Raw genomic sequence first — 22,326 nt, 5'->3', positions numbered from 1 at the left:
CACCTTCTGTGTTGGGGCCCCGTTCCCCAACTTGTACATTATTGTATGCTGACTTTTCGTCACCTTCTATGTTGGGACCCCGCCGATTTGTAAAAACATTAAAAACGATCATTTCTATTAAATCTGGCATAGATATGACCGTTTATACTTTAATAAATAATATTGTATTTTAGGGAGTAAGACAGAAATATTAAAGAATCTCTAATGATTTATTATGTAGTGGTTCCTACACATTAACCACCAATATAATTCATGTTTATCTTTTTACGTTGACGATTGGCAACTGTTTGAGCAGTTCTCTCATCTGAATATCGATCATCTCTTATTTGCCATAAAGCTTTAAATTGTTCTTTTAATTCTTCGTCGGTCACCCCAGAACGAATAAACGTTTTAACGTTAAATCCATCGACAGTTGCAAATAAACATCCGTAAAACTTCCCATCTGATGACAGCCTTGCGCGTGTACATGTAGAACAAAATGATTGTGAAACACTTGTAATCAAACCAAATTGAACACCATTATCCTTATGGCGATAATATTTTGCTACTTCCCCAAAATATTTTGGTTCTACAGGATTGATTTCAAAGTGCTGCTCTATCATAGTAAGCATTTCATCTTTAGTTACAACTTTGCTGAAATCCCATCCATTATCATTACCAACATCCATAAATTCTATAAATCGAATCTCTATATGTTTATCTTTAAAATATTCAAGCATTGGTATAATTTGATCATCGTTAATACCTTTTTGTATAACAACATTTACTTTTACATTCAAACCAATAGAAGTCGCGTAATCAATTTGTTCTAAAATCGTAGTCGCTTTAATATTACGATTATTGATTGATTGAAATAACGTATCATCAATAGCATCCAAACTGACATTAATTCTGCGTAACCCAGCATCATATAACTTTTGTCCATGCTTTTTTAATAACAAACCATTTGTTGTCAAACCAATATCTTCAATACCATCGATTTGATTTAATTTAGCTATAAGTACATCTAAATCCCGTCGCATCAATGGTTCTCCACCTGTAATACGTATTTTTTTTACACCTAATTCTGCATATACCTTTGCGATTCTAGCCATTTCATCAAACGTTAACAGTTCATTTTTAGGTAAAAATACGAAATCATCTCCAAATACCTCTTTAGGCATGCAATAATCACACCTAAAGTTACACCGATCTGTCACAGATAACCGTAAGTCACGGATGGGACGTCCTAGTTTATCTTTTATTTGTTCTACCATTTGTGGACCTCCTAACGGCTTACAAATTTTGAATTAAAGTGTCCAAATCATGCTGATAATTTATATTTTTGTACCAATATGGGGGCGCATCTACATCCCTGACATCCAAATAATCCGTTGATAATTCATGATATACATTTTTAAAACTGTAATTATCAGAATGTAGTGCTTTAGTTATAGCGCCTAATGCATTCGGACTATAAAATGCAATTGTTGGAATAAAACGTCCATCTTCTTTAAAAGCTGCGACATCTAAATGATTTTCAATAAGATGAGAAACTAAAAACTGATACAACGTGCTTACAGCTTTACCAGTAATCATTGGTGTATCAACAGAAACTACAAAAAACAATTCTTCTTCAGGATGTTGCTTCATGATTGTATAAATTCCTGCTAATGGACCTTTATCATTATGATTCTCATCATCTATAACAACATTTGGATATTTAAATTGCGTTGCCAATTGCGCATTTGTACTAATAATAATTTCATTGAACATATTTGTTGATTCTAATGTCTTAATTACTCTACTATAAAAGGTCTCACCGTTCACTTCCGCAAAAGCTTTGGGCTTACCAAATCGTACTGAATGACCACCTGCAAGAATTATTGCTTTCATGCTCGCTTAACCTCCACTAACCGGTGGAATTAATGCAACAGTATCATTAGGTTGAATGAAATCGGATTTTTGTACAAATTCCTCATTTACAGCAACTTGAAACTTTTTATTATTGATTTGCGGATAACGTTCAAACAATAAATCTTCAAATTGTTGTACACTCAATGCTTGTTCAAGCACAATATCTTCCTGTGCTTTTTGTAATATATCTTTAATTTCTGCGAAGTAAAGTACCTTCATCTCTCTTATTCCTCCCTCTTCGCTTCTTCATAATTCCCTTTTTGATGCCCTTGCCATTTGAACCATCTTCCCAAATTTCTTTTTTCCAAATCGGAACAATTTCTTTTATACGCTCAATTGCATATTCATTTGCTCGATAGGCATCTTTACGATGCGGTGAAGAAACTGCAATTAATACAGCGATATCTGAAATTTGTAATGGCCCTATTCTATGAACAATACTCGTTATCGTTCCAGGCCATTTTTCATTTATTTCATCTCCAATTTGTGCCAATTTCTTTTCAGCCATTGGAATATACGCTTCATATTCTAAATATTCCGTTTTGACGCCTTTAGTCCATTCGCGAACATGACCGGTAAAAACAACTACTGCACCTTGATATTCATTTATAGTGAATTCACGATATTGTTCTGTTTGTATCGGTTCTGTCACGATTTCAAATTGTTTCATTCATTTCAATCCTCTATATTAATTGTGTATCACAATCATTTTTAATTTTATTTAATAACCATTGCTCAAATGCTGTAAAATCTTCATGCTCCCTAACATTAATGCTATAACAAACATTCAACAACTGTTGTAATACTTGTAACTCTTCTTCATCTCGATAGACTACGACTTTTTCAAAATCAGCATTTTTAAAACCTTCAACTAATACGATATTGGTGTCAATTGTAACAGATTTTTCAATAATTTGAGTAAGATTTTGATTTTCTACACGTGTTACAGTTTGCTGATATTGAAAACCTTGTACAATACTTTGATCTGCCCCCGCTTCAAAATGCTTCATGTGATCGACGTCTGAATCCTGTAATTGAAGATCTTCCTTACCATGCCCATGATGTTTAATAGTAGCAACTGTATAACCATGTGACTTTAAGAAAGAGACAATATGCCTCATCAATGTTGTCTTACCAGACTTTTTGTAACCTACAATTTGTAAAATCATAAAAGAAGTTCCTCTTCAGCAGCGTCAGATTCAGTCAATATAATATCTACTGTATGACCCGCTTTAAAACCACGTGACCCTCCTGGTAACATGACCATACAGTTAGCATGTGCAATCGCTACAACCGCACCTGATTTATTGAATCCTGAAGGTACTACAGTAGCTCCAGCACTTGTTAACGTTGCTTTAGCACGTATAAATCGTGTGAATGGGTTTGCCTTGGTAAAATCTTCCATTAATGTTGCTTTAATTATTTGCGGGAAGACTTCTAGTGCGCCACACATATGTTTAACAGCTGGTTTCACAAATAGTTCAAATCCTGTAAAACAAGCTGATGGATTTCCAGATAATCCAAACAAATACTTTCCATCTGCAAATGCAACCGTTGTTACGCTACCAGGACGCATTGCTACTTTATTAAATAACACTTCCGCCTTTACGGACTTATAAATCTCAGGTAAATAATCAAAGTCTCCTACAGAAACTCCACCCGTTGTAATAACGATATCGTGTTTTTCCATAGCTTCTTTAACGACTTGTATACCACTATCTAAATCATCTTGTTGTGTTTTGTAAATACCAACTTCAAGACCTAATTTTTCTGCTAAGGCACGAATCATTGGACCATTAGAGTTACGAATTTTTCCATCTTCTAATACATCATTAACATCTAATAATTCGCTTCCTGTTGCAATAACAGCGACGCTCGGTTGCTTAATAACTTTAACCTCTGCATAGCCATATGTTGCAAGGACCGCAATAGCCCCTGGATTAATTACTTGTCCTTTTTTTAGAACAACATCTCCTGTCGTTGTTTCTTCACCTTTTAAAGATATATTTTCATTTTTTGAAAATGGCTTACGAATTGTAAATGTATCTTCTAGTTCAATCGTTTGTTCAAACATAACAACAGCATCTGCGCCATTAGGTATTTGTGCTCCAGTCATAATACGCACCGCTTCGTGATCCCCAACTAATTTATCAGAAACTGAACCTGCACCAATATGATCAATCACTTTAAACTCAATGCGATTCTGACCACTTGCCCCTTGTGAATCAACACTGCGAATTGCAAAACCATCATAAGGTGATTTATCAAACCTTGGTATATCATAAGTAGCTACAATATCTTCTGCTAAGATATGATTTAGACTTTTTTCAAGTGCTACCGTAATTGCCGGCATTGAACTCTGCTGATTAACGATACGTTGAATTGCTTCTTTAACTGGGATTGGGTTTCTTTTTTCTACTACCATTAAAAATCATCTCCAAAACTTTTATTTTTTCATGATATACTAGATGCACTAGGAGGGGTAAAATGACTGAGTTTACTCATATTAATCAACAAGGCCACGCCAAAATGGTCGATGTATCAGACAAACAAATTACAAAAAGAACTGCTGTCGCTCATTCAAGCATTACTGTGAATGAAACTATTTATAAGCAGATTTCTAATAACACCAATACCAAAGGCAATGTATTGAACACTGCTCAAATCGCTGGTATTATGGCTGCCAAAAATACATCAACAATTATTCCGATGTGCCATCCATTACCATTGACTGGCATAGATGTTCACTTCAGCTGGGATGAAACAAATGCACCCCTTTATACTTTAAACATTCAAACAACTGTCTCTACAACTGGCAAAACCGGTGTTGAAATGGAAGCTTTAACCGCTGCATCAGCAACGGCTTTAACCATTTACGACATGACGAAAGCAGTTGATAAAGGTATGATTATTGGCGAAACCTACCTTGAAAGCAAGTCTGGCGGTAAATCTGGAGATTTTCAACGCCAATTAGATCAATAAATTATTTTGTAAGCTCATGAATCAGATGATTTAATTCTGGTTTAATGAGCTTTTCTAATGCTAATTTAACTGCGCCTGTTGATCCTGGAATCGAAAATATCAATTTATTATTAACTGTACCTGCTACAGCACGAGACAATAATGCACGTGTGCCAACATCTTCAACATAACTCAAATATCTAAATAATTCCCCAAAGCCTTCTATCTCTTTAGTTAAAAGTGGTTTTACTGCTTCAATCGTCACATCACGTTTTGCAATACCCGTTCCACCAGTCGTAATGATGACATCAATATCTTCTTCTAACCACTTCTTCACCTGCGTCGTGATGGCTACTTTTTCATCTTTCACAATTGTATAATGTGCATCGCTAACTTCAACATTATCTGCTTGTAACAGTTGGCGCACGCATTGACCACCTTTATCTGTATCAAAGTTTCTAGTATCTGATACCGTTAGTACGGCTGCTTTAACTGTACGATTCAATTTAACGTTTTGATGTTCGCCCATAATATTACACTCCTTTTATCTTATCTTTTTTATCCAAACAATAAATTCATTAGATGTGTGGCATCTGATGTGCGTGTCATGCCATGTATTAAAAACCTTCCACCTTTAAAAGCAACAATGCGGTGCCCTTTAAATTCAAACATAACCATATATGAATTACTGCGATAATTTAGTTGATGCTGTTTTAAAAATTGAACAAGAATATCGTGTGTAATTGATGCATTTTCATACTGTACAGTGTCTCTACCACACAATGTTGCATAACGTTGTTCATTTTTGTTTAAATACGGATAACTTGGTACATCTCCACAAGTTGTACAGGCTGAACGTTGCATTTTACTGAAACCAAATGAATAATGACTACCTTCCCAAATATCGCCATAAGTTATTTTTGTGTCAATTGGTTGATCCGTTAATACTTTCATCGCATCTCTTAATTGTAAACTTGTTGCCATCGTCACGGCAGGTTGAATGACTCCTACTGTATCACATGTTAAATTTAATGCTGGCAATTGTGGTACCAAACAGTTAAAGCAAGGTGTTTTACCAGGTATAAATGCAGCTTCTGTATATGTACTCTGTACAACACCTCCATAAATCCAAGGTATACGATGTTTATATGCAAAATCATTAATCAGTTGTCGTGTTTCAAAGTTATCGGTTGCATCAATGATAACGTCAACGTCCTGTCCATGTGTTTCCAAAAAATAATAATCCACATGGGCAATATAATCATCAATATCAACATCACTACGTAACGCTAGCAAATGCTTTTTAGCTGCAACCACTTTAGGCATCATTTTCAAAGCATCTTCTTCAGTAAATAATGTTTGTCTTTGTAAATTACTAAATTCAATATAATCTCTATCAACAATGATTAGTTTAGCAATGCCTGCTCTCACAAGACCTTCAGCCACATGTGTACCCAATGCGCCCATACCAATAATCAACGCGCATTTTTGATTTATTTTGTTTTGACCTATTTCACCTATTTGTTTAAATAAAATTTGCCTTGAATAACGTTCTTGACTCACATTAAGTTATCCTTTCTATTTATCCTTACTTTCATTATATGACGTGCGTCAATGTCTCTCAAAAATTGCGCCTAAAAAAGAGTTTAAAACATCATTAAAATGCTAATAGAAGCTTGCACTTCTACATTTTTAAATACGTTCTAAACTCTTTCAAGGCAAATGTATCATTAACCAATTGTAATAATTTCATGAGCCATTTGTTCTGCTTCATAGTTTGAATGTGTCACAAATATGATTGGTATTTGCCATTCGTTGAAAATACGTTTAACTAATGTAATACTCTCATCTTTTGTAGTGTCATCCAAACTAGAAAAAGGTTCATCTAATAAAATTAAATCTGGTTTCGTGCTAAGTGCACGTGCAAGTGCTACACGTTGTGCCTCTCCACCTGACAATGTCATAGGATATTGTTTCATCAAATGATCAATGTTTAAAGTTTGGATTAATTGATCGATGTGTTCAGATGGTTCAGCCATAAAAGTAATATTTTTATAGACCGTCATATTAGGAAACAATTGGTAGTCTTGAAACAGATATCCAATACGTCGTTGTTGAATTTTAACATTCACGTTTTTTGCCGTATCAGTAAGCAATTGCCCATTCACTTCGATAATAGCTTCATCTGCTTTACGTAATCCGGCAATCATATTTAAAACAGTAGTTTTACCAATGCCAGATGGACCACGAACTGCATAAATTTTTGGTTCAGTATCATCTATATTGATGCGAATTAAAGTATTCTTTAATTGATATTTTAAATTGATTTTAAGCATCTAGTCGACCTCCTTATATTTATCTTTATTCAATAAATTAATTGTAGATATAACCACAATAGAGAATGCGACTAGCACTAATACCCATAACCACGCTTCATTTTCTCTACCTTGTTCCACTAAGAAGTATATTTCTAAAGGTAGTGTATTCGTTTTATTGGGAATATATCCTGCAACCATTAATGTAGCACCAAACTCACCTAATGCACGAGCAAAACTCATCATTATACCTGCTAAAATAGAGCGTTTAGCTAATGGTAAAATTAATTTGAGGAAAATTTTCGTTTCACTTGCTCCCATCGTTCTAGCTGTATTAATCATTTTCGTGTCTATACCTCTGAAGCCTTGCACAGTATGTTGATACATTAGTGGAAAACTAACAATGACAGATGCTATCACAGCACCTGTCAAAGTGAATACTACAGGTAAATGTAGTACATTCGCAAAGAATTGACCAATTGGTCCTCTTGGCGAGAAGATGATTAATAGAATAAAACCTAATACCGTTGGCGGCAAAACAATAGGTAATATCAATAAACTTTCCAATACTTTAACCCACGAACCCTTACGACGATACAACCATTTAGATATAAAAACACCTAAAATCGTTACAATAATCGTACTGATTACAGCAACTCGTATTGATATCCAAAAAGGTGTTAAGTCAGGCATGGATTACAACTCCTTATGCTGTAAAGTGATATTCTTTTAATATTTCTTTAGCTTTATCTGATTTTAAGAATTCCATCCACTCTTTAGCTAATTTACTATCTGATGTCGCACCAGCTTTATATGTGATTGGTTTCTTAAGTTCTACTTCTTTAATTACTTTTACAGTATCAATTTTTTTATTTTGTTTATATAAGTCAGTTTTATATACAAAACCTTGTTTCGCATTACCCTTTTCAACATAATTTAATACTTGTTTTACATCTTTAGCATAAACGATTTTACTTTCGACCTCTTTAAATAAGTTATTGTTATCTAAATACTGTTTCGCATATTTTCCTGCTGGTACAGTTTTCACTTCACCTAATGCTAATTTATCATTTCCTTTTAAGTCTTTTACTGAAGTGTAATTTGAATCTTTATCACCAATTAATACTAGACTATTTTTCGCATATTTATATGTATCATGTGCTTTATTCTTGTCTTTTAATGCATCTACATCTTTAGTATTTGCAGACATAAATACGTCAACAGGTGCGCCTGATTCAATTTGTTTTCTTAATGCTCCTGATCCACCATAGTTAAATTTAATATCAGCATTTTTATGTTCTTTTTTAAATTCTGATGCTAATTTTTTTGTAACATCTGTTAAACTTGCTGCCGCTGCAACTTGAATTTCTTGTTTTTTCCCATTGTCTGCTGCATCTTTTTTGTTGTCTTGATTATCATTAGAATTAGAACAACCAGCTAATACTAAAAATAATGCCATTACAATAGCTATAAAACGTTTCATTTTCATTATGAAATACCCCCAATTATTAAATATTTACACTCTCATTATACACTTAACAATATTTTTGAAAAGAAGCGTTTTCTCTTTAAATAATGATTCAAACAATTGTCAAATTTGCATAAGATTGATATTTATTAATTAATGACTTAGTGTGTATATTCTCGAATTCAATTTAAATCAAACTGATTGCTCACTATTAATTTTTATTAATCAAATTTCAGTTTTAAGCAAATATGTTAAAATATTAAGCATATTGATTTAAAATAAAGTTCAAGCTAATTAAAGGGGTTAGATAATGAACAAAGATGTATCTTTAGGTCAACCAATTGTTAGATATGAAGATGGAAAATTATTCAATACAACAGATCAATATGTGACAGAATTTCCACTTACAATTATGGTGAATGGTGAAGAATTTGCGACTGTTATATGCAGTCCAACAAACCTTGAGGAGTTAGTCATTGGATTTCTGGCTTCGGAAGGTGCCATTTTAAAGCGAGATGAATTAAAATCTGTACTGATTGATGATAGTAAAGGATTTGCCCATGTTGAACTGAATAAAGATTTAGGCGATCGCTTTCAATATTCCACAAAACGAATGATTGCATCTTGTTGTGGAAAGAGTCGTGAGTTTTATTTTCAAAATGATGCTGCTATCGCTAAAACATCTATGTCTAAAATCACCTTAACTCCAATACAAATTATTAACATGATGACTCGATTACAAAGTGCCAGTCATATTTACCAAGAAACAGGTGGCCTGCATAATGCTGCTATAAGCGATGGTTTGACATTTTTTGTACATCGACAAGACATTGGTAGACATAACGCTCTAGATAAATTATATGGATTTTGTATTCAGCGACATATTACTGTCCGAGATAAAGTATTAATTTTCAGTGGACGTATTTCATCAGAAATTTTAATTAAAGCCGCGAAAATTGGTGTTGGCGTCATTTTATCTAAATCGGCTCCGACAACGCTTGCTGTAACCTTAGCTAATGACCTAAATATTACGGCAGTTGGATTTATTCGAAATGGTGGCTTTAATATATACAGTCATCCAGAACGTATCATTGATTCTGAACAATAACATATTCATTATAGTGTGTCATAATGAACGATATTCTACATGAATCAACAATATAAAAGCACTATTTTTATAAGTATAAGTAGCTCAAAACAATTTAAAAAGCAGTAAGTTGATTTCTACTCGAAACCAGCTTACTGCTTTTTTATTCTAATACAAACCTATCATCAATCGTTAATTTCCAATATCTTCTTTTAATATTTGATAACAAAATGATTGGTAAACATAACCTTGCTTTGCATACATATCTTTTGCTGTATCTTCACCATCTGTAACTAATATAACCGGTTTATGATTTCTAGATATAGCGTATTCACCTACTAATGACTGCATGGTAGAACCGATTCCTTGGTGCCTAAATTGTTCTAATACACCAAATCCATCTAATTCAATGTAATTTTCACTTTCAATGACATCTACAACGCCAATAGGTTCATTATTTAAATAAGCTACTAAGCGTTTAATCGCATCTTTTTGATAATGTTCCCTTATCATTTCTTCATGTGCATCTGCATAGTCTTTTCCAAATGGCAAACTAAATTGATATGCAACTTTTAAATAGGCATCTATATGCGACTCGTCAACGATGGCAATTTCAACGTCAGCGTTACGCGGTAAATTGGCAAGCGCATCACTTTCTATGGCATACAATTCCATAATACCTAGTTCAAAATTCATATCTTTAAACATAGCCATCCAATGATTATCAAGTTGTTCATTTTCTGGGAAACTAAATGCATAATGATTTGAACCTTGATTTGTATGTAATTGATGTTGACGCTTTAAGTCTTTCAACCATTGCTCTTCGGTAGGCATCTTTTTATATAACCATGTGTTGCTTGTGTATCGTTGTGGAAAAATAGGCGTTAAATAAATCAACTGCTTGTCGCTATTTTCAAATATTGTACCGTCGCAATTAATATCTGACATACTTATATGAGACATTGGCACCTACTCCTTTCACTTTCAACAATTGAAAAACAACTTATCCAATTACTTTACTATCTTAAATATGATTATTTTAAACCCATAATTTGACGAAACTGCGAGTGATTAAGTAAAGCTGTACCAATCAAACTTGCTACAATTGCTTTTAATATATCACCAGGCAAATAGGCTAATGAAATTGAAATAGCTTTCGTAAATGGTATGTTAATAATCATGCCCATAATCAATGTACCAATAACATCTAATGCTATAACACCAAAAACTAAAATACCAACGAATAAAATCCAGAAATTAATTTCATTGATGAATCTATCACGAATCGCACCAATCATGAATGCTACAACTGGATATAATAGTAAAAACCCTGCTGAAGGACCTGCGAATACACCAATGCCACCGCGACCGCCTGATAACAGTGGCAAACCAGCAACTACTAATAATAAAAAGACGATAACACTTAATGTGCCATATTTACGTCCTAAAATCACACCTGCTAAGAAAATACCAATGTTTTGAAGTACAATTGGTACTGAAGAAAATGGTAGTGGAATTACCGGTACCAATCCTAAAATAGCGATAATCGCTGTCATTAAAGCTGTATATACTAACTGTTTTGTTGTCATTTTTTACTTCCTTTCGTATTTCATGACCATTATTATAGCACCATTGTAAACTTTAAGAAACGAAAAGTTTACAATAAGTTGTTCTATATAAATTAAAACCTTAATTATTCTACACAGCTGTTAATTTACTTTTTTAGCAAGTGCAGTTATATAATCAAAAAATGCGTTGTTATCGACATGATTTATGACATTAATTTTGCGCCCATCTTTACACTCAAATGTCTTACCTTGACTTGGTCCATAACTTATTACATCTACTTTTTTCTCAATTGAATGAACCAAGTCCTTGTTACCAATATAAGCAGTCGTTAAAACATCCCATAAAAAGTAAGTAGAATTTGTTATAAAGTGCGTTAATGGTGGTACCGCTGCATAACTTACTCCTAAGAAATCAATGCCCGTATATTGGCGTTCATTCGCCCATCTTTGTCTAACATCTAACGTTAGCGGTACTTGATTCGTACTTTCTAAAGCAACCATATCAATCTCTATATCGCTATCAAAAACAATTTTAACCGCTTCTGGATCCCAATATGCATTCCATTCTGCAGAACCATCATGCTCAGGTTCTTCAACATTTCCTTTTGGTAAAAAGGTACCACCCATCCAAACTAACTTTTCTATATACTGAACGATTGATGAATCTTTTTGTAGTGCTTTTGCTAAATCTGTAAGCGGGCCTGTAAATAGTAATGTTACTTTTTCTGATTGTCTCTTTAAAGTTTGAATAATGTCTTCAAAGGCTTCTTTGTCGCTTACATTTGAAGCAACATGTTTGACTGGCTCATTTAAAATTGGCAATGCGTCCATAAAAAAGGCATGCATACGCCATTCTTTAGGAAATGGATTTTTTCCTCGTTCATATGATGGCGCAACTTGAATATCTTCATTTGAAAAACGATTAATAATTTTTACTGATGCGCTCAAAGATGGCTCTAAATAACAATCAGCACCAATTGTACTGACCCCTATCAAATGAACGTTTTCCATTTGTAATAATAAAAATAGAGATACTAAATCATCTACACCACCATCATGGTTAAAATAAACTTTCTTAGTCACTCGAAATCCCCCTTACATTTCATTTTCCATTAACAATATTATGTTTTTATAAAACGTTGTAATATATCTTTCTACAAAATCATAACATTCTGTTGTAATCCTTTTAAACCTCTTCTTTAATTGATAGCCATTCCCTGATATGCCTTCCATAAAGTATGCACTAAAATAATTATGATATAACTTATTAATGAAGAGATACATTGAGCTATTTTCTCAGGTATACTACTTTAGCTGTAATAATACTAATCTATCATTAATTAAATTGAATGATAACAACGGCACTTATTATTTTTAAAAATTACAAATATCTAACTTTCTAGCTATAAAAATAAGAGCCTAATACAATATCAAAAGATTGATATGTCTCAGACTCTAATTTCACTGGCTTATATAGCTGAATTATTTTGCAGCTTTAATTAATTTTTCTTTTAAATCTTTACGCATGAAATCTAATGTATAAGGATCGTTGTACCAGTATGTACCAGCATCAACTTTAACAATATGTCCTTCTTTAGTAGCTTTCAAATTCTTCCACATGTTTGTTGATTCATATCCTGGTGTAGGTTTACCTTCACTTGTACTCACAATGTAATCACCAGCATATTTTTCAATTTCTTCTTGTTTCACTTCAGCCCAACCTGCTTTTGCAGTTAACTTTTGTTGTTCTGGTTGCATTTTTAAACCAAATGCTTGATATAATACTTCTCCACCACGACCCCAGTTATCGCCGTAAGTGTATAATTTTTTATCAAATTCATCAAACAATGACACTGTTGCATCTTGTCCAATTGCTTTTTTAATTTCTTTACCGTCTTTAGCAGTTGTTTCTTCCCAATCTTTCTTCCAAGCTTTTACTTTATCTTCTTTACCAACAATTTTCCCTAACATTTCTTGTTGTTCTAAATATTTATGCTTATTATAGTCAACAACTACTGTTGGTGCCACTTTTTGATATTTTTTAATGTCTTTGTCAGTAGAGTATACAATAATTAAATCTGGCTTTTCTTTAGCAACTTTTTCTACATCGCCATCACCAATTTTTGTAACACCTTTAAATTTATCTTTTAACACTTTGCTTTGATCGACTTGTTGATTTACAGCTACAATGTTTGCACCTAATTTTTTAAGTCCACCAGCATATGTTGGCGCTACTACTGCAATGCGTTTAGGGTCTTTCGGAATATCTACTGTTTTGCCATCGTCCATTTTATAAGATTTAGTTTCAGCTTTGTTATTTTTTTCACCTTGGTTCCCACACGCAGCTAACACTAATAACATAATTATTAATGGTAATAATAGTTTTTTCATAATTTCCTCCTATTGAAAATGATTATCAATTATTTCAAAATTATACAAGATTGCATATACATTTACAATAGCTAGCGTTATTTATTTTTTTATTTTCACAAAAAATTTAGCAAAATATCTTAACATCCTTATAAATTCCCACAAAAAAGGTAAATCCGAACGTCAAATTTCATCTCTTTATGCCAATCAGCAATCGATTTACCTTTTTAAATTTAAAATGTATCTGTAATACTCTTAGCAATATTTGTGTATGCTGCATCTTCCATAGGTGGATTGTGTAATCCTGCACGCATGTCACGATAGTAACGTTGTAATGGTCGATTCATTTCTAAGCTTTTAGCACCAACTATTCTCATCGCTAAATCAATCACTTCAAGCCCTTGATTCATTACCATCACTTTACTCGCACTTGTTGAATTTCTTATCTGACTGTCATCTTTATATTGTTGATAGCCTTTTGCTGTACTCCATAAAAATTGTCTCGCACATAACAATAGCGTTTCCATTTTCCCTAAATTTTGTTGCACAGTTGGCAATGTTGCAATCGTTCCTTCAATACTATTAGGGCTATGTTGGATTGCAAAGTCTACAGCATAATTTCTAGCAGCTTGTGCTATACCTAAATAACAGCTTGGTATATGCAATATCCAACCATTTGGCGCTTTACTTTTCTCTGTTTCCACTAAATGTTTTAATGGTACTTTTACATCATTTAATATTAAATCATGACTTTCTGTCGCTCGCATACCTAATACATCCCAATTATCGGCAATTTCAACTCCCGGCAAATTCCTGTCCACTAAGAAAAAACCAACACTTTCTAATTCTTCTATATAAGCAGCAACAATAATATGTGTTAGTGCTTTACTCATTGATGTATATGTCTTCACACCATTTAAAATATACCCATCATCAGCTTTAACAGCATGTGTACTTGGTCTTCCTCCTCTTGTTGGACTACCCATTTCAGCTTCACTAACTGCTCTATTAACTAATGCACCATTATTAATTTCAACAGCAAATTGCTCCAACATATCTTGAGACCATAATTTTTGTTCATAAATTTGTCCTACGACACTCACATGCCAACCAATAGATAATGCTGTGGCACCATCAAGTTCGCCTAAAAATGATTGCAAAATAACCATGTCTTCTATGGTCGCACCTTCACCACCATATGCTTTTGGTAACGTTAATTTTCCATAACCTTCTTTAATTAACCATTCAATATTTTTATATGGAAATTGGCTATGTTGATCATTATATTCAGCTTTAGCCTTAAATGTATCTCCAATTACTTTGAATTTTTCAATCCATTTTCTTTGAATTTCCGTTGTTATTAAAAAGGAATTATCCATATCATTCATATTAGTCACCCCACACAACACACAATATAAATTATTTATTCCTAGTTTAACACTCGACTTTAAAAATAAAAAGGAACGTGCTGTGACCAATTAAAAGAAAGCTGATAATTCGATTAAGTATGCACTTAATTTTATCCATAAAAATACACCTTAAACTATACAATTCACTGTATGGTTTAAGGTGATATTCAAACAATATTAGGTTTGATTTAACTATCAAGCATCTACTTTGTCATGTTTAATACCAGCAAATAATAAAATCCATGTCACAATAATAAATGGCAATGTTAATGCAGGTAAGCCAAACGGTTCAAGCAATGTTGTTGTACCTAGTTGCACCACTACTGTTAATAACACACCTAAAAAAGTCGAAATATAAGGGTTAATCGCTGTTTTAAATGTATACCCTAGTGCGATTGCCATTAATACAAAGTTATAACCGAATAATCCCTGATTAATATCTTCATAATTACCGCCTAATAGAGCTACAATGATAAAGCTTAACAAACTAGCTATAACAGCTAAGAGTGCTGCTTTTCTTGATGCTATCAATATGCCGATTAAAATACATACGCCACCAATTACACTCGCTTCGATAAATACTTGACTGAATCCTTCAAATAATGACTGAATAAAATGTATTCGATCATTGTTGCTAAATTTAACCGTTTCAATGTTTTGAGGCATTAACTTTAACGAGGTATCTACAAATTTAACCTGTCCTGAAAGTAAAATTGTAAACCAAGTCACAATGACAAAAGGCATCGTCAGCATCGGAACTTTATATGGTCTTAAAACTTCTCTCACTGCAGCAGCAACTGGTAACGTTAATAAAGTTGCTATCATTGTTATAACAATATCTAATCCTGACTTATCTAAAAAGATTGTTAACGCAATGGCAGTTAACACTGGATTAAATCCGGCTAACCCATCATTAATCTCTGCTTCACTATAATTAATGTAACGTGCAAATGCATAAGCTATGATACTACCTATCATAGCTGCTAATCCAACTGTCCAGTCGGCCACAAATAATCCAATCAAGATAAATAAACCAGTCCACTTATTACTAATTAACACTACTTGAGATATATTTTTCAAAAGCACATCTATCATTTTCAAAATGCTCACCCTTTTTCTTGAATGTTTACTCATTAATATACTACCATTTTACAAAAAGTTATATTAAAAACTCTATTTTACAAATCCTAAATATCTTTCGCTATTCGTTTTAATCATAATCATATATTTTTAAATACGAAATAGTAAATTTATTTTTTACTGTTTCGTATTAAACTTTGTATATTACTTGTTTATCACAACAATTAGGATTAATATAAATTTTGTAAATTGTATCTAATATGAAATTGGGGGTTTTAATTTGCATTTTACACAACGAGAGCAAGACAAATTAATGATTGTAGTGGCGGCGGAAGTTGCACGTCGTCGTAAAGCACGTGGTTTGAAACTAAATCATCCTGAGGCATTAGCTTTAATCAGCGATGAATTATTAGAAGGTGCACGCGATGGTAAGACCGTTGCAGAGTTAATGAGTTATGGTAGACAAATTCTAAACAAAGAAGATGTCATGGATGGTGTCGAACACATGATTACAGATATCGAAATCGAGGCTACGTTCCCCGATGGTACTAAGTTAATCACAGTACATCACCCTATTGTTTAAAGGAGGCAGTCAAATGATACCAGGAGAAATTATTACAAAAAGTACAGAGGTTGAAATTAATAACCATCATCCTGAAACAGTTATCGAAGTTGAAAATACAGGAGATCGACCAATTCAAGTGGGCTCACATTTTCATTTTTATGAAGCAAATGCAGCATTAGATTTCGAACGTGAAATGGCATATGGAAAACATTTAGATATTCCAGCTGGAGCAGCTGTTCGATTTGAACCTGGGGATAAAAAAGAAGTTCAATTAGTTGAATATGCTGGCAAACGTAAAATTTTTGGTTTTCGTGGTATGGTCAATGGTCCTATCGATGAGTCACGTGTCTATCGTCCAACTGATGAAAATGATGAATATGCAGGTGTATTCGGAGATAACGGTGCTGAAAACGTGAATAAAAAAGGAGGAAAAAGATCATGAGCTTTAAAATGACGCAAAATCAATATACGAGCTTATACGGTCCAACTGTTGGAGATTCTATTCGTTTAGGTGATACGAATCTATTTGCTCAAATAGAAAAAGACTATGCTGTTTATGGTGAAGAAGCTACTTTTGGTGGTGGTAAATCTATTAGAGACGGTATGGCGCAAAATCCTCGTGTAACACGTGATGACGTGAACGTTGCAGACCTTGTCATTTCTAATGCCGTTATTATCGATTACGATAAAGTGGTTAAAGCTGATATAGGCATTAAAAATGGTTATATTTTCGCCATAGGTAATGCCGGCAACCCAGATATAATGGATAATGTCGACATTATTATAGGTTCAACAACAGATATCATTGCCGCTGAAGGTAAAATCGTCACTGCTGGTGGTATTGATACTCATGTTCATTTTATTAATCCTGAACAAGCAGAGGTCGCATTAGAAAGTGGTATTACGACTCATATTGGTGGTGGTACTGGTGCTTCAGAAGGTTCTAAAGCAACAACTGTAACTCCAGGTCCATGGCATATTCATAGAATGTTAGAAGCTGCCGAAGGGTTACCGATTAATGTCGGTTTTACAGGTAAAGGACAAGCAACAAATCCAACTGCACTCATTGAACAAATCAATGCCGGAGCAATTGGATTAAAAGTACATGAAGACTGGGGTGCAACACCATCTGCTTTGAGTCATGCATTAGATGTTGCTGATGAATTTGATGTTCAAATTGCATTACATGCAGATACTTTAAATGAAGCAGGATTTATGGAAGACACAATGGCAGCTGTTAAAGACCGTGTACTTCATATGTACCATACTGAAGGTGCTGGTGGCGGTCATGCGCCTGATTTAATTAAATCCGCTGCATTTTCAAATATTTTACCTTCATCTACAAATCCAACTTTGCCTTATACACATAATACTGTAGATGAACATTTAGATATGGTAATGATTACTCACCATTTAAATGCGGCTATTCCTGAAGATATCGCATTCGCAGATTCACGTATTCGTAAAGAAACGATTGCAGCAGAAGATGTTCTGCAAGATATGGGTGTATTCAGTATGATTAGTTCCGATTCACAGGCAATGGGCCGTGTATGTGAAGTAATTACACGAACATGGCAAGTAGCACATCGCATGAAAGAACAACGTGGTCCTTTAGATGGTGATTTTGAACATAATGATAATAATCGCATCAAACGTTATATCGCTAAATATACAATTAACCCAGCAATTACACATGGTATTTCTGAATATGTAGGGTCTATCGAGCCGGGCAAACTAGCTGACATTGTCTTATGGGATCCAATTTTCTTTGGTGTTAAACCTGAATTAGTTGTAAAGGGCGGATTAATTAACTCTGCCGTAAATGGCGACGCAAATGGTTCTATACCTACATCTGAACCGATGAAGTACCGTAAAATGTATGGTCAATACGGTGGAAACCTTACAAGTACGTCAATGACATTCGTATCTAAAACTGCTTATGAAAATGGTATCAATCGTGCATTAAATTTAAAACGCATGGTGCGTCCAGTTAAAAATATTAGACAATTATCTAAAGCAGATATGAAAAATAACAGCGCAACACCTAAATTAGACGTTGATCCACAAACATATGAAGTATATGTAGATGGAGAAAAAATTACAAGTAATGCAGCAACTGAGTTACCATTAACTCAAAGATATTTCTTATTCTAGGAGGAACATAGAATGATTGTTGAAGAAATCCAAGGCAATATTGCCAATTTGTCAAATTCAGAAAAACAAAAGCACGTCGAAAAAGTATACCTTGAAAATTCAGATCTCGTTAAACGTATTCAAAGAGTCGTAACAGATCATGGCACTGAAATTGGCATTCGTTTAAAACAACCTATTGACTTACAATATGGAGATATTTTATACGCAGATGACCATAATATGATTATTGTGGATGTTAATTCAGAAGATCTTTTAGTGATTCAACCAAGAACATTGCAAGAAATGGGAGATATAGCCCATCAATTAGGAAATCGTCATTTGCCAGCACAATTTACAGAGACTGAAATGCTAGTACAATATGATTATTTAGTTGAAGATTTATTAAAAAGTTTAGGCATCCCATATGTTAGAGAAGACCGTAAAGTTAATAAGGCTTTTAGACATATAGGACATTCTCATGATTGATCATACACACTTAAGATTATTTCAGTTCTGTGATTCACAGTTTCCAACAGGTGCTTTCAGTCATTCATTTGGTCTTGAAACATATATTCAACGAAATATAATTCATGATGATCATACTTTTATTGCTTGGTTAAAAATGTTTTTACAAGAGCAACTTACCTATTCTGATGGTTTAGCCATGCGTTTAGTTTATGATGCTTTGGAAAATGATGATACACAAAAAGTATTACACATAGATAAACTGATGTTTGTTCAAAACTTACCTAAAGAAACACGTGTTGGTGCAAAACAAATGGGGACTCGCATGGTTAAATTGGCTTTAGAACTTTATAATAGCCCATGGATTGCTTGGTATCATCAACAAATGCAAGATAAGAAAGCAAAGTTAAATCCAGCTATTTGTTTTACTATGCTAGGTCATTATTTAGGTGTAGATATTGAAACGATTATTGATTACTATTTATATCAAAATGTTTCAAGTTTAACTCAAAATGCTGTTCGTGCTATTCCACTTGGACAAACTGCTGGTCAAAAGATAGTTACTCACATGATTCCTTATATAGAAGAAACAAGAAAGCAGATTTCCGAATTAAAAGAAGCAGATTTTGGCATGACAGCGCCTGGTTTAGAACTAAATCAAATGGCGCATGAGAACGTCAATGTTAGAATTTTCATATCATAGGAGGTTATAATTGTGGCAAATCCGATTAAAATTGGTATTGGTGGTCCTGTAGGTGCAGGTAAAACACAATTAATTGAAAAAGTTGTAAAACGTCTTTCAAAAGAAATGAGTATCGGCGTTATTACAAATGATATATATACAAAAGAAGACGAAAAGATATTAGTAAATTCAGGTAGAACTCCTGAAAGTCGTATCATTGGTGTTGAAACTGGTGGATGTCCTCATACTGCGATTCGTGAAGATGCATCTATGAACTTTGCAGCAATAGACGAATTATTAGAACGTCATGACGATATAGAACTAATTTTCATAGAATCTGGTGGCGATAACTTAGCAGCAACATTTAGTCCAGAACTTGTTGACTTTTCAATTTATATTATCGATGTTGCTCAAGGTGAAAAGATTCCACGTAAAGGTGGTCAAGGTATGATTAAGTCAGATTTCTTTGTAATTAACAAAACTGATTTAGCTCCCTATGTTGGTGCATCATTAGAACAAATGGCTGAAGATACTAAAGTATTTCGTGGTAAACGTCCATTTACTTTTACTAACTTAAAAACCGACGAAGGTTTGGATGAAGTTATCGATTGGATTGAACGTGACACTTTACTCAAAGGATTATCATAATGGATGAACAACAATGGACTGGGCAACTTGATTTAACAGTGTTTTTTGATGGCAATCGATCAGTGTCAAGAGATATTTTCTTTGAAAAAGCACTTAAAGTGATACGTCCAGTTTATCTAAATCAATCTACCATTCCTACATTTTATATAGTAAATGTAGGTGGTGGCTATTTAGATGGAGATCGTTACCGTATGAATGTGAATGTCGAAGATAACGCTAAAGTGACATTGACATCTCAAGGTGCAACAAAAATATACAAGACACCTTCCAATCATGTTGAGCAGTATCAAACTTTTAATTTGAAAGATAACGCATATTTAGAATATGTCGCTGATCCAATCATCGCATATGAAAATGCTAAATTTTATCAACACAATACGTTCAATCTCAATAATTCTAGTTCATTATTTTATACTGATATTTTAACTCCTGGTTATTCAAAAACTGGCGAAGCCTTCAAGTATCAATATATGCATTTAATAAATGAAATTTATATTGAAGATGAGTTAGTCACATATGATAATTTATTATTGAATCCTAATAAACAATCGATCAATGAAATAGGTTATATGGAACATTACTCTCATTATGGCTCTGCTTACTTCATACACGAAGATGTTAACCAAAAACTAATCGATTCAGTTTATGAAACCATTAGTTCTTATAGCAATACATTCGATTGTCGTGTTGCTATTTCTCAATTGCCTACACATGGTTTTGCAGTTAGAATTTTTGCTTATCGCACACAAATTATAGAGAAAATACTTGGAACCATCCAAAGCTATATCGCAGAAAATATTTATGATCGTAAACTTGATTTTCTAAGAAAATATTAAAATAAAAAGACTAGTGTACCTTGTTTCAAGCTTAATAAGCTGAAATAAGGTATGTCTAGTCTTTAACTTTAATTAAAGCATCTTCAATATTTAAATTTTAAGTTAATTTTATGTCCCAATGCTGAATAAATAACTTCGTTTTAATAAATTGTTATCGTTCAATGTTATTAAACGCAATTAACCTTGATTTAATTTTTAATGTATTCTTCTAATTCTGAAATCAGTTTTTGAATATTTGCTTTTTGTGTATCTGTAACATAAACAATAACTGTTCTTTCGTCTTGTAAACTTCTTTTCTTTGATAACAATTTTAAATCTTTTAGCTTTTGTAAAGCTTTAGTTAAATAGTAAGGTTTGAACTCTGAGCACTTAGCAATCTCTTTAGATGAGATTTCGTTAGACTCACTTCTTAAAATATGATTTAAAATATAAATTTCTTCATAGTTCAAATTGAACTTCTTTTTTGTATCTCTGAAAAACTTCTTAACTTGAAATGTTGCGTTGACTAAATCATTAATGTCATTAATTTTACTCATTATTAAACCACTCCTCTGATGCACATCTTGTTGTAGCAAGGTTCACATGTAATTTATTAAATCGAAACTCTATCCAACTATGTTATAAAGTTCATTCTAAACAAATAAGTATAAAAATTCAATATTTTTATTACTAGAATATGGTTAAATACATTTATTTCTTATAATAATTTGATGTTTAAGATATTTTGCCAAATTGAAAATTATTAGTCTGAATATTTTGTATCTTAACTGATATGTAAACTTTTAAAATTTTAATCTATATCAACGTGTTTGATTTGATATTTTTTATATTAATTTGATGGCT

General features: G+C 33.1%; 26 protein-coding genes and 1 pseudogene. 9 read left to right on the top strand and 18 right to left on the bottom strand.

The window, feature by feature from the left end; translation table 11 throughout:
- Positions 1–233 precede the first annotated feature (233 nt).
- The 6 genes and pseudogenes from moaA to glp all read right to left on the bottom strand — a co-directional run bounded on the left by moaA (position 234) and on the right by glp (position 4,321).
- Positions 234–1,256: a GTP 3',8-cyclase MoaA gene (moaA, locus tag HMPREF2658_RS00225; RefSeq protein WP_001621996.1), complete on the bottom strand. Its 1,023-nt coding sequence runs from the start codon at positions 1,254–1,256 to the stop codon at positions 234–236.
- 19 nt (positions 1,257–1,275) lie between these two features.
- Positions 1,276–1,875, bottom strand: coding sequence for a molybdenum cofactor guanylyltransferase MobA (gene mobA / locus HMPREF2658_RS00220; RefSeq protein ID WP_000643987.1), 600 nt, complete (start codon positions 1,873–1,875; stop codon positions 1,276–1,278).
- 6 nt (positions 1,876–1,881) lie between these two features.
- Positions 1,882–2,115 (bottom strand): molybdopterin converting factor subunit 1, encoded by a 234-nt coding sequence (moaD, locus tag HMPREF2658_RS00215; RefSeq protein WP_000866968.1) that lies wholly within the window; start codon positions 2,113–2,115, stop codon positions 1,882–1,884.
- Between the two features lie 5 nt (positions 2,116–2,120).
- Positions 2,121–2,566: pseudogene (locus tag HMPREF2658_RS00210) on the bottom strand (molybdenum cofactor biosynthesis protein MoaE).
- 13 nt (positions 2,567–2,579) lie between these two features.
- Positions 2,580–3,065 carry a molybdopterin-guanine dinucleotide biosynthesis protein B gene (mobB, locus tag HMPREF2658_RS00205; RefSeq protein ID WP_000602943.1) on the bottom strand — a complete coding sequence of 162 codons (486 nt, stop codon included), beginning with the start codon at positions 3,063–3,065 and terminating at the stop codon, positions 2,580–2,582.
- Positions 3,062–4,321 (bottom strand): molybdopterin molybdotransferase MoeA, encoded by a 1,260-nt coding sequence (gene glp / locus HMPREF2658_RS00200; protein WP_000259727.1) that lies wholly within the window; start codon positions 4,319–4,321, stop codon positions 3,062–3,064. Before glp ends, mobB begins: the two co-directional genes overlap by 4 nt.
- 62 nt (positions 4,322–4,383) lie before the next feature.
- On the opposite strand from glp, the gene moaC reads away from it, so the two are divergent.
- A complete protein-coding gene (gene moaC / locus HMPREF2658_RS00195; RefSeq protein WP_000134532.1) occupies positions 4,384–4,878 on the top strand; it encodes a cyclic pyranopterin monophosphate synthase MoaC in 495 nt (164 codons plus the stop codon).
- 1 nt (position 4,879) lies between these two features.
- On the opposite strand, the gene HMPREF2658_RS00190 is transcribed toward moaC, so the two are convergent.
- From HMPREF2658_RS00190 to modA, 5 genes are all read right to left on the bottom strand, one after another.
- The gene (locus HMPREF2658_RS00190) at positions 4,880–5,386 is read right to left on the bottom strand and encodes a MogA/MoaB family molybdenum cofactor biosynthesis protein (RefSeq protein ID WP_000503826.1); all 507 of its coding nucleotides are present in this window, start codon (positions 5,384–5,386) and stop codon (positions 4,880–4,882) included.
- A 29-nt stretch (positions 5,387–5,415) separates the two neighbouring features.
- On the bottom strand, positions 5,416–6,420 hold the full coding sequence (locus tag HMPREF2658_RS00185) for a ThiF family adenylyltransferase (protein ID WP_000076912.1): 1,005 nt from the start codon (positions 6,418–6,420) through the stop codon (positions 5,416–5,418).
- 167 nt (positions 6,421–6,587) lie between these two features.
- Positions 6,588–7,193 (bottom strand): ATP-binding cassette domain-containing protein, encoded by a 606-nt coding sequence (locus HMPREF2658_RS00180; RefSeq protein ID WP_000913006.1) that lies wholly within the window; start codon positions 7,191–7,193, stop codon positions 6,588–6,590.
- Entirely contained in the window at positions 7,194–7,865 is a 672-nt protein-coding gene (modB, locus tag HMPREF2658_RS00175; protein WP_001113088.1) for a molybdate ABC transporter permease subunit, read from the bottom strand.
- Positions 7,866–7,878: 13 nt separating this feature from the next.
- Entirely contained in the window at positions 7,879–8,661 is a 783-nt protein-coding gene (modA, locus tag HMPREF2658_RS00170) for a molybdate ABC transporter substrate-binding protein (protein WP_000782740.1), read from the bottom strand.
- Between the two features lie 289 nt (positions 8,662–8,950).
- On the opposite strand from modA, the gene fdhD reads away from it, so the two are divergent.
- Positions 8,951–9,748 (top strand): formate dehydrogenase accessory sulfurtransferase FdhD, encoded by a 798-nt coding sequence (gene fdhD / locus HMPREF2658_RS00165; protein WP_001030823.1) that lies wholly within the window; start codon positions 8,951–8,953, stop codon positions 9,746–9,748.
- 171 nt (positions 9,749–9,919) lie between these two features.
- On the opposite strand, the gene HMPREF2658_RS00160 is transcribed toward fdhD, so the two are convergent.
- The 6 genes from HMPREF2658_RS00160 to yut form a co-directional block, all read right to left on the bottom strand.
- Positions 9,920–10,690, bottom strand: coding sequence for a GNAT family N-acetyltransferase (locus tag HMPREF2658_RS00160; RefSeq protein WP_000018338.1), 771 nt, complete (start codon positions 10,688–10,690; stop codon positions 9,920–9,922).
- A gap of 71 nt (positions 10,691–10,761) precedes the next feature.
- On the bottom strand, positions 10,762–11,316 hold the full coding sequence (locus tag HMPREF2658_RS00155; RefSeq protein ID WP_000208737.1) for a biotin transporter BioY: 555 nt from the start codon (positions 11,314–11,316) through the stop codon (positions 10,762–10,764).
- 120 nt (positions 11,317–11,436) lie between these two features.
- Positions 11,437–12,378 carry a nucleoside hydrolase gene (locus HMPREF2658_RS00150; RefSeq protein WP_000163407.1) on the bottom strand — a complete coding sequence of 314 codons (942 nt, stop codon included), beginning with the start codon at positions 12,376–12,378 and terminating at the stop codon, positions 11,437–11,439.
- Between the two features lie 399 nt (positions 12,379–12,777).
- Positions 12,778–13,686 carry an ABC transporter substrate-binding protein gene (locus tag HMPREF2658_RS00145; RefSeq protein ID WP_000735038.1) on the bottom strand — a complete coding sequence of 303 codons (909 nt, stop codon included), beginning with the start codon at positions 13,684–13,686 and terminating at the stop codon, positions 12,778–12,780.
- 212 nt (positions 13,687–13,898) lie between these two features.
- Positions 13,899–15,053 carry an acyl-CoA dehydrogenase family protein gene (locus tag HMPREF2658_RS00140; RefSeq protein WP_000999190.1) on the bottom strand — a complete coding sequence of 385 codons (1,155 nt, stop codon included), beginning with the start codon at positions 15,051–15,053 and terminating at the stop codon, positions 13,899–13,901.
- Between the two features lie 216 nt (positions 15,054–15,269).
- Entirely contained in the window at positions 15,270–16,175 is a 906-nt protein-coding gene (gene yut, locus HMPREF2658_RS00135) for an urea transporter (protein WP_001796406.1), read from the bottom strand.
- A 259-nt stretch (positions 16,176–16,434) separates the two neighbouring features.
- On the opposite strand from yut, the gene HMPREF2658_RS00130 reads away from it, so the two are divergent.
- From HMPREF2658_RS00130 to HMPREF2658_RS00100, 7 genes are read left to right on the top strand one after another with little or no spacing between them, the layout of a single operon-like run.
- Positions 16,435–16,737, top strand: coding sequence for an urease subunit gamma (locus tag HMPREF2658_RS00130; RefSeq protein ID WP_000545928.1), 303 nt, complete (start codon positions 16,435–16,437; stop codon positions 16,735–16,737).
- A 13-nt stretch (positions 16,738–16,750) separates the two neighbouring features.
- Positions 16,751–17,161 (top strand): urease subunit beta, encoded by a 411-nt coding sequence (locus HMPREF2658_RS00125; protein ID WP_000612128.1) that lies wholly within the window; start codon positions 16,751–16,753, stop codon positions 17,159–17,161.
- Positions 17,158–18,873, top strand: coding sequence for an urease subunit alpha (gene ureC / locus HMPREF2658_RS00120; protein ID WP_054194506.1), 1,716 nt, complete (start codon positions 17,158–17,160; stop codon positions 18,871–18,873). Before HMPREF2658_RS00125 ends, ureC begins: the two co-directional genes overlap by 4 nt.
- Before the next feature lie 12 nt (positions 18,874–18,885).
- Entirely contained in the window at positions 18,886–19,338 is a 453-nt protein-coding gene (gene ureE, locus HMPREF2658_RS00115) for an urease accessory protein UreE (protein ID WP_000634589.1), read from the top strand.
- A complete protein-coding gene (locus HMPREF2658_RS00110; protein WP_000565260.1) occupies positions 19,331–20,020 on the top strand; it encodes an urease accessory protein UreF in 690 nt (229 codons plus the stop codon). The genes ureE and HMPREF2658_RS00110 overlap by 8 nt, the downstream gene beginning before the upstream one ends.
- 12 nt (positions 20,021–20,032) lie before the next feature.
- Complete coding sequence (ureG, locus tag HMPREF2658_RS00105) at positions 20,033–20,647, top strand: urease accessory protein UreG (protein ID WP_070854165.1); 615 nt, start codon at positions 20,033–20,035, stop codon at positions 20,645–20,647.
- Positions 20,647–21,483 carry an urease accessory protein UreD gene (locus HMPREF2658_RS00100; RefSeq protein WP_000344352.1) on the top strand — a complete coding sequence of 279 codons (837 nt, stop codon included), beginning with the start codon at positions 20,647–20,649 and terminating at the stop codon, positions 21,481–21,483. Before ureG ends, HMPREF2658_RS00100 begins: the two co-directional genes overlap by 1 nt.
- Before the next feature lie 188 nt (positions 21,484–21,671).
- Here the strand turns inward: HMPREF2658_RS00100 and sarR are convergent, their stop codons facing one another.
- Complete coding sequence (sarR, locus tag HMPREF2658_RS00095) at positions 21,672–22,019, bottom strand: HTH-type transcriptional regulator SarR (RefSeq protein ID WP_000036076.1); 348 nt, start codon at positions 22,017–22,019, stop codon at positions 21,672–21,674.
- Positions 22,020–22,326 lie beyond the last annotated feature (307 nt).

Origin of the sequence: Staphylococcus sp. HMSC062H10 (assembly GCF_001836945.1) — a bacterium.
GTDB lineage: Bacteria > Bacillota > Bacilli > Staphylococcales > Staphylococcaceae > Staphylococcus > Staphylococcus aureus.
Note: the sequence above shows the minus strand (reverse complement) of the source record. Positions and strands in the feature narration are given on the sequence as shown.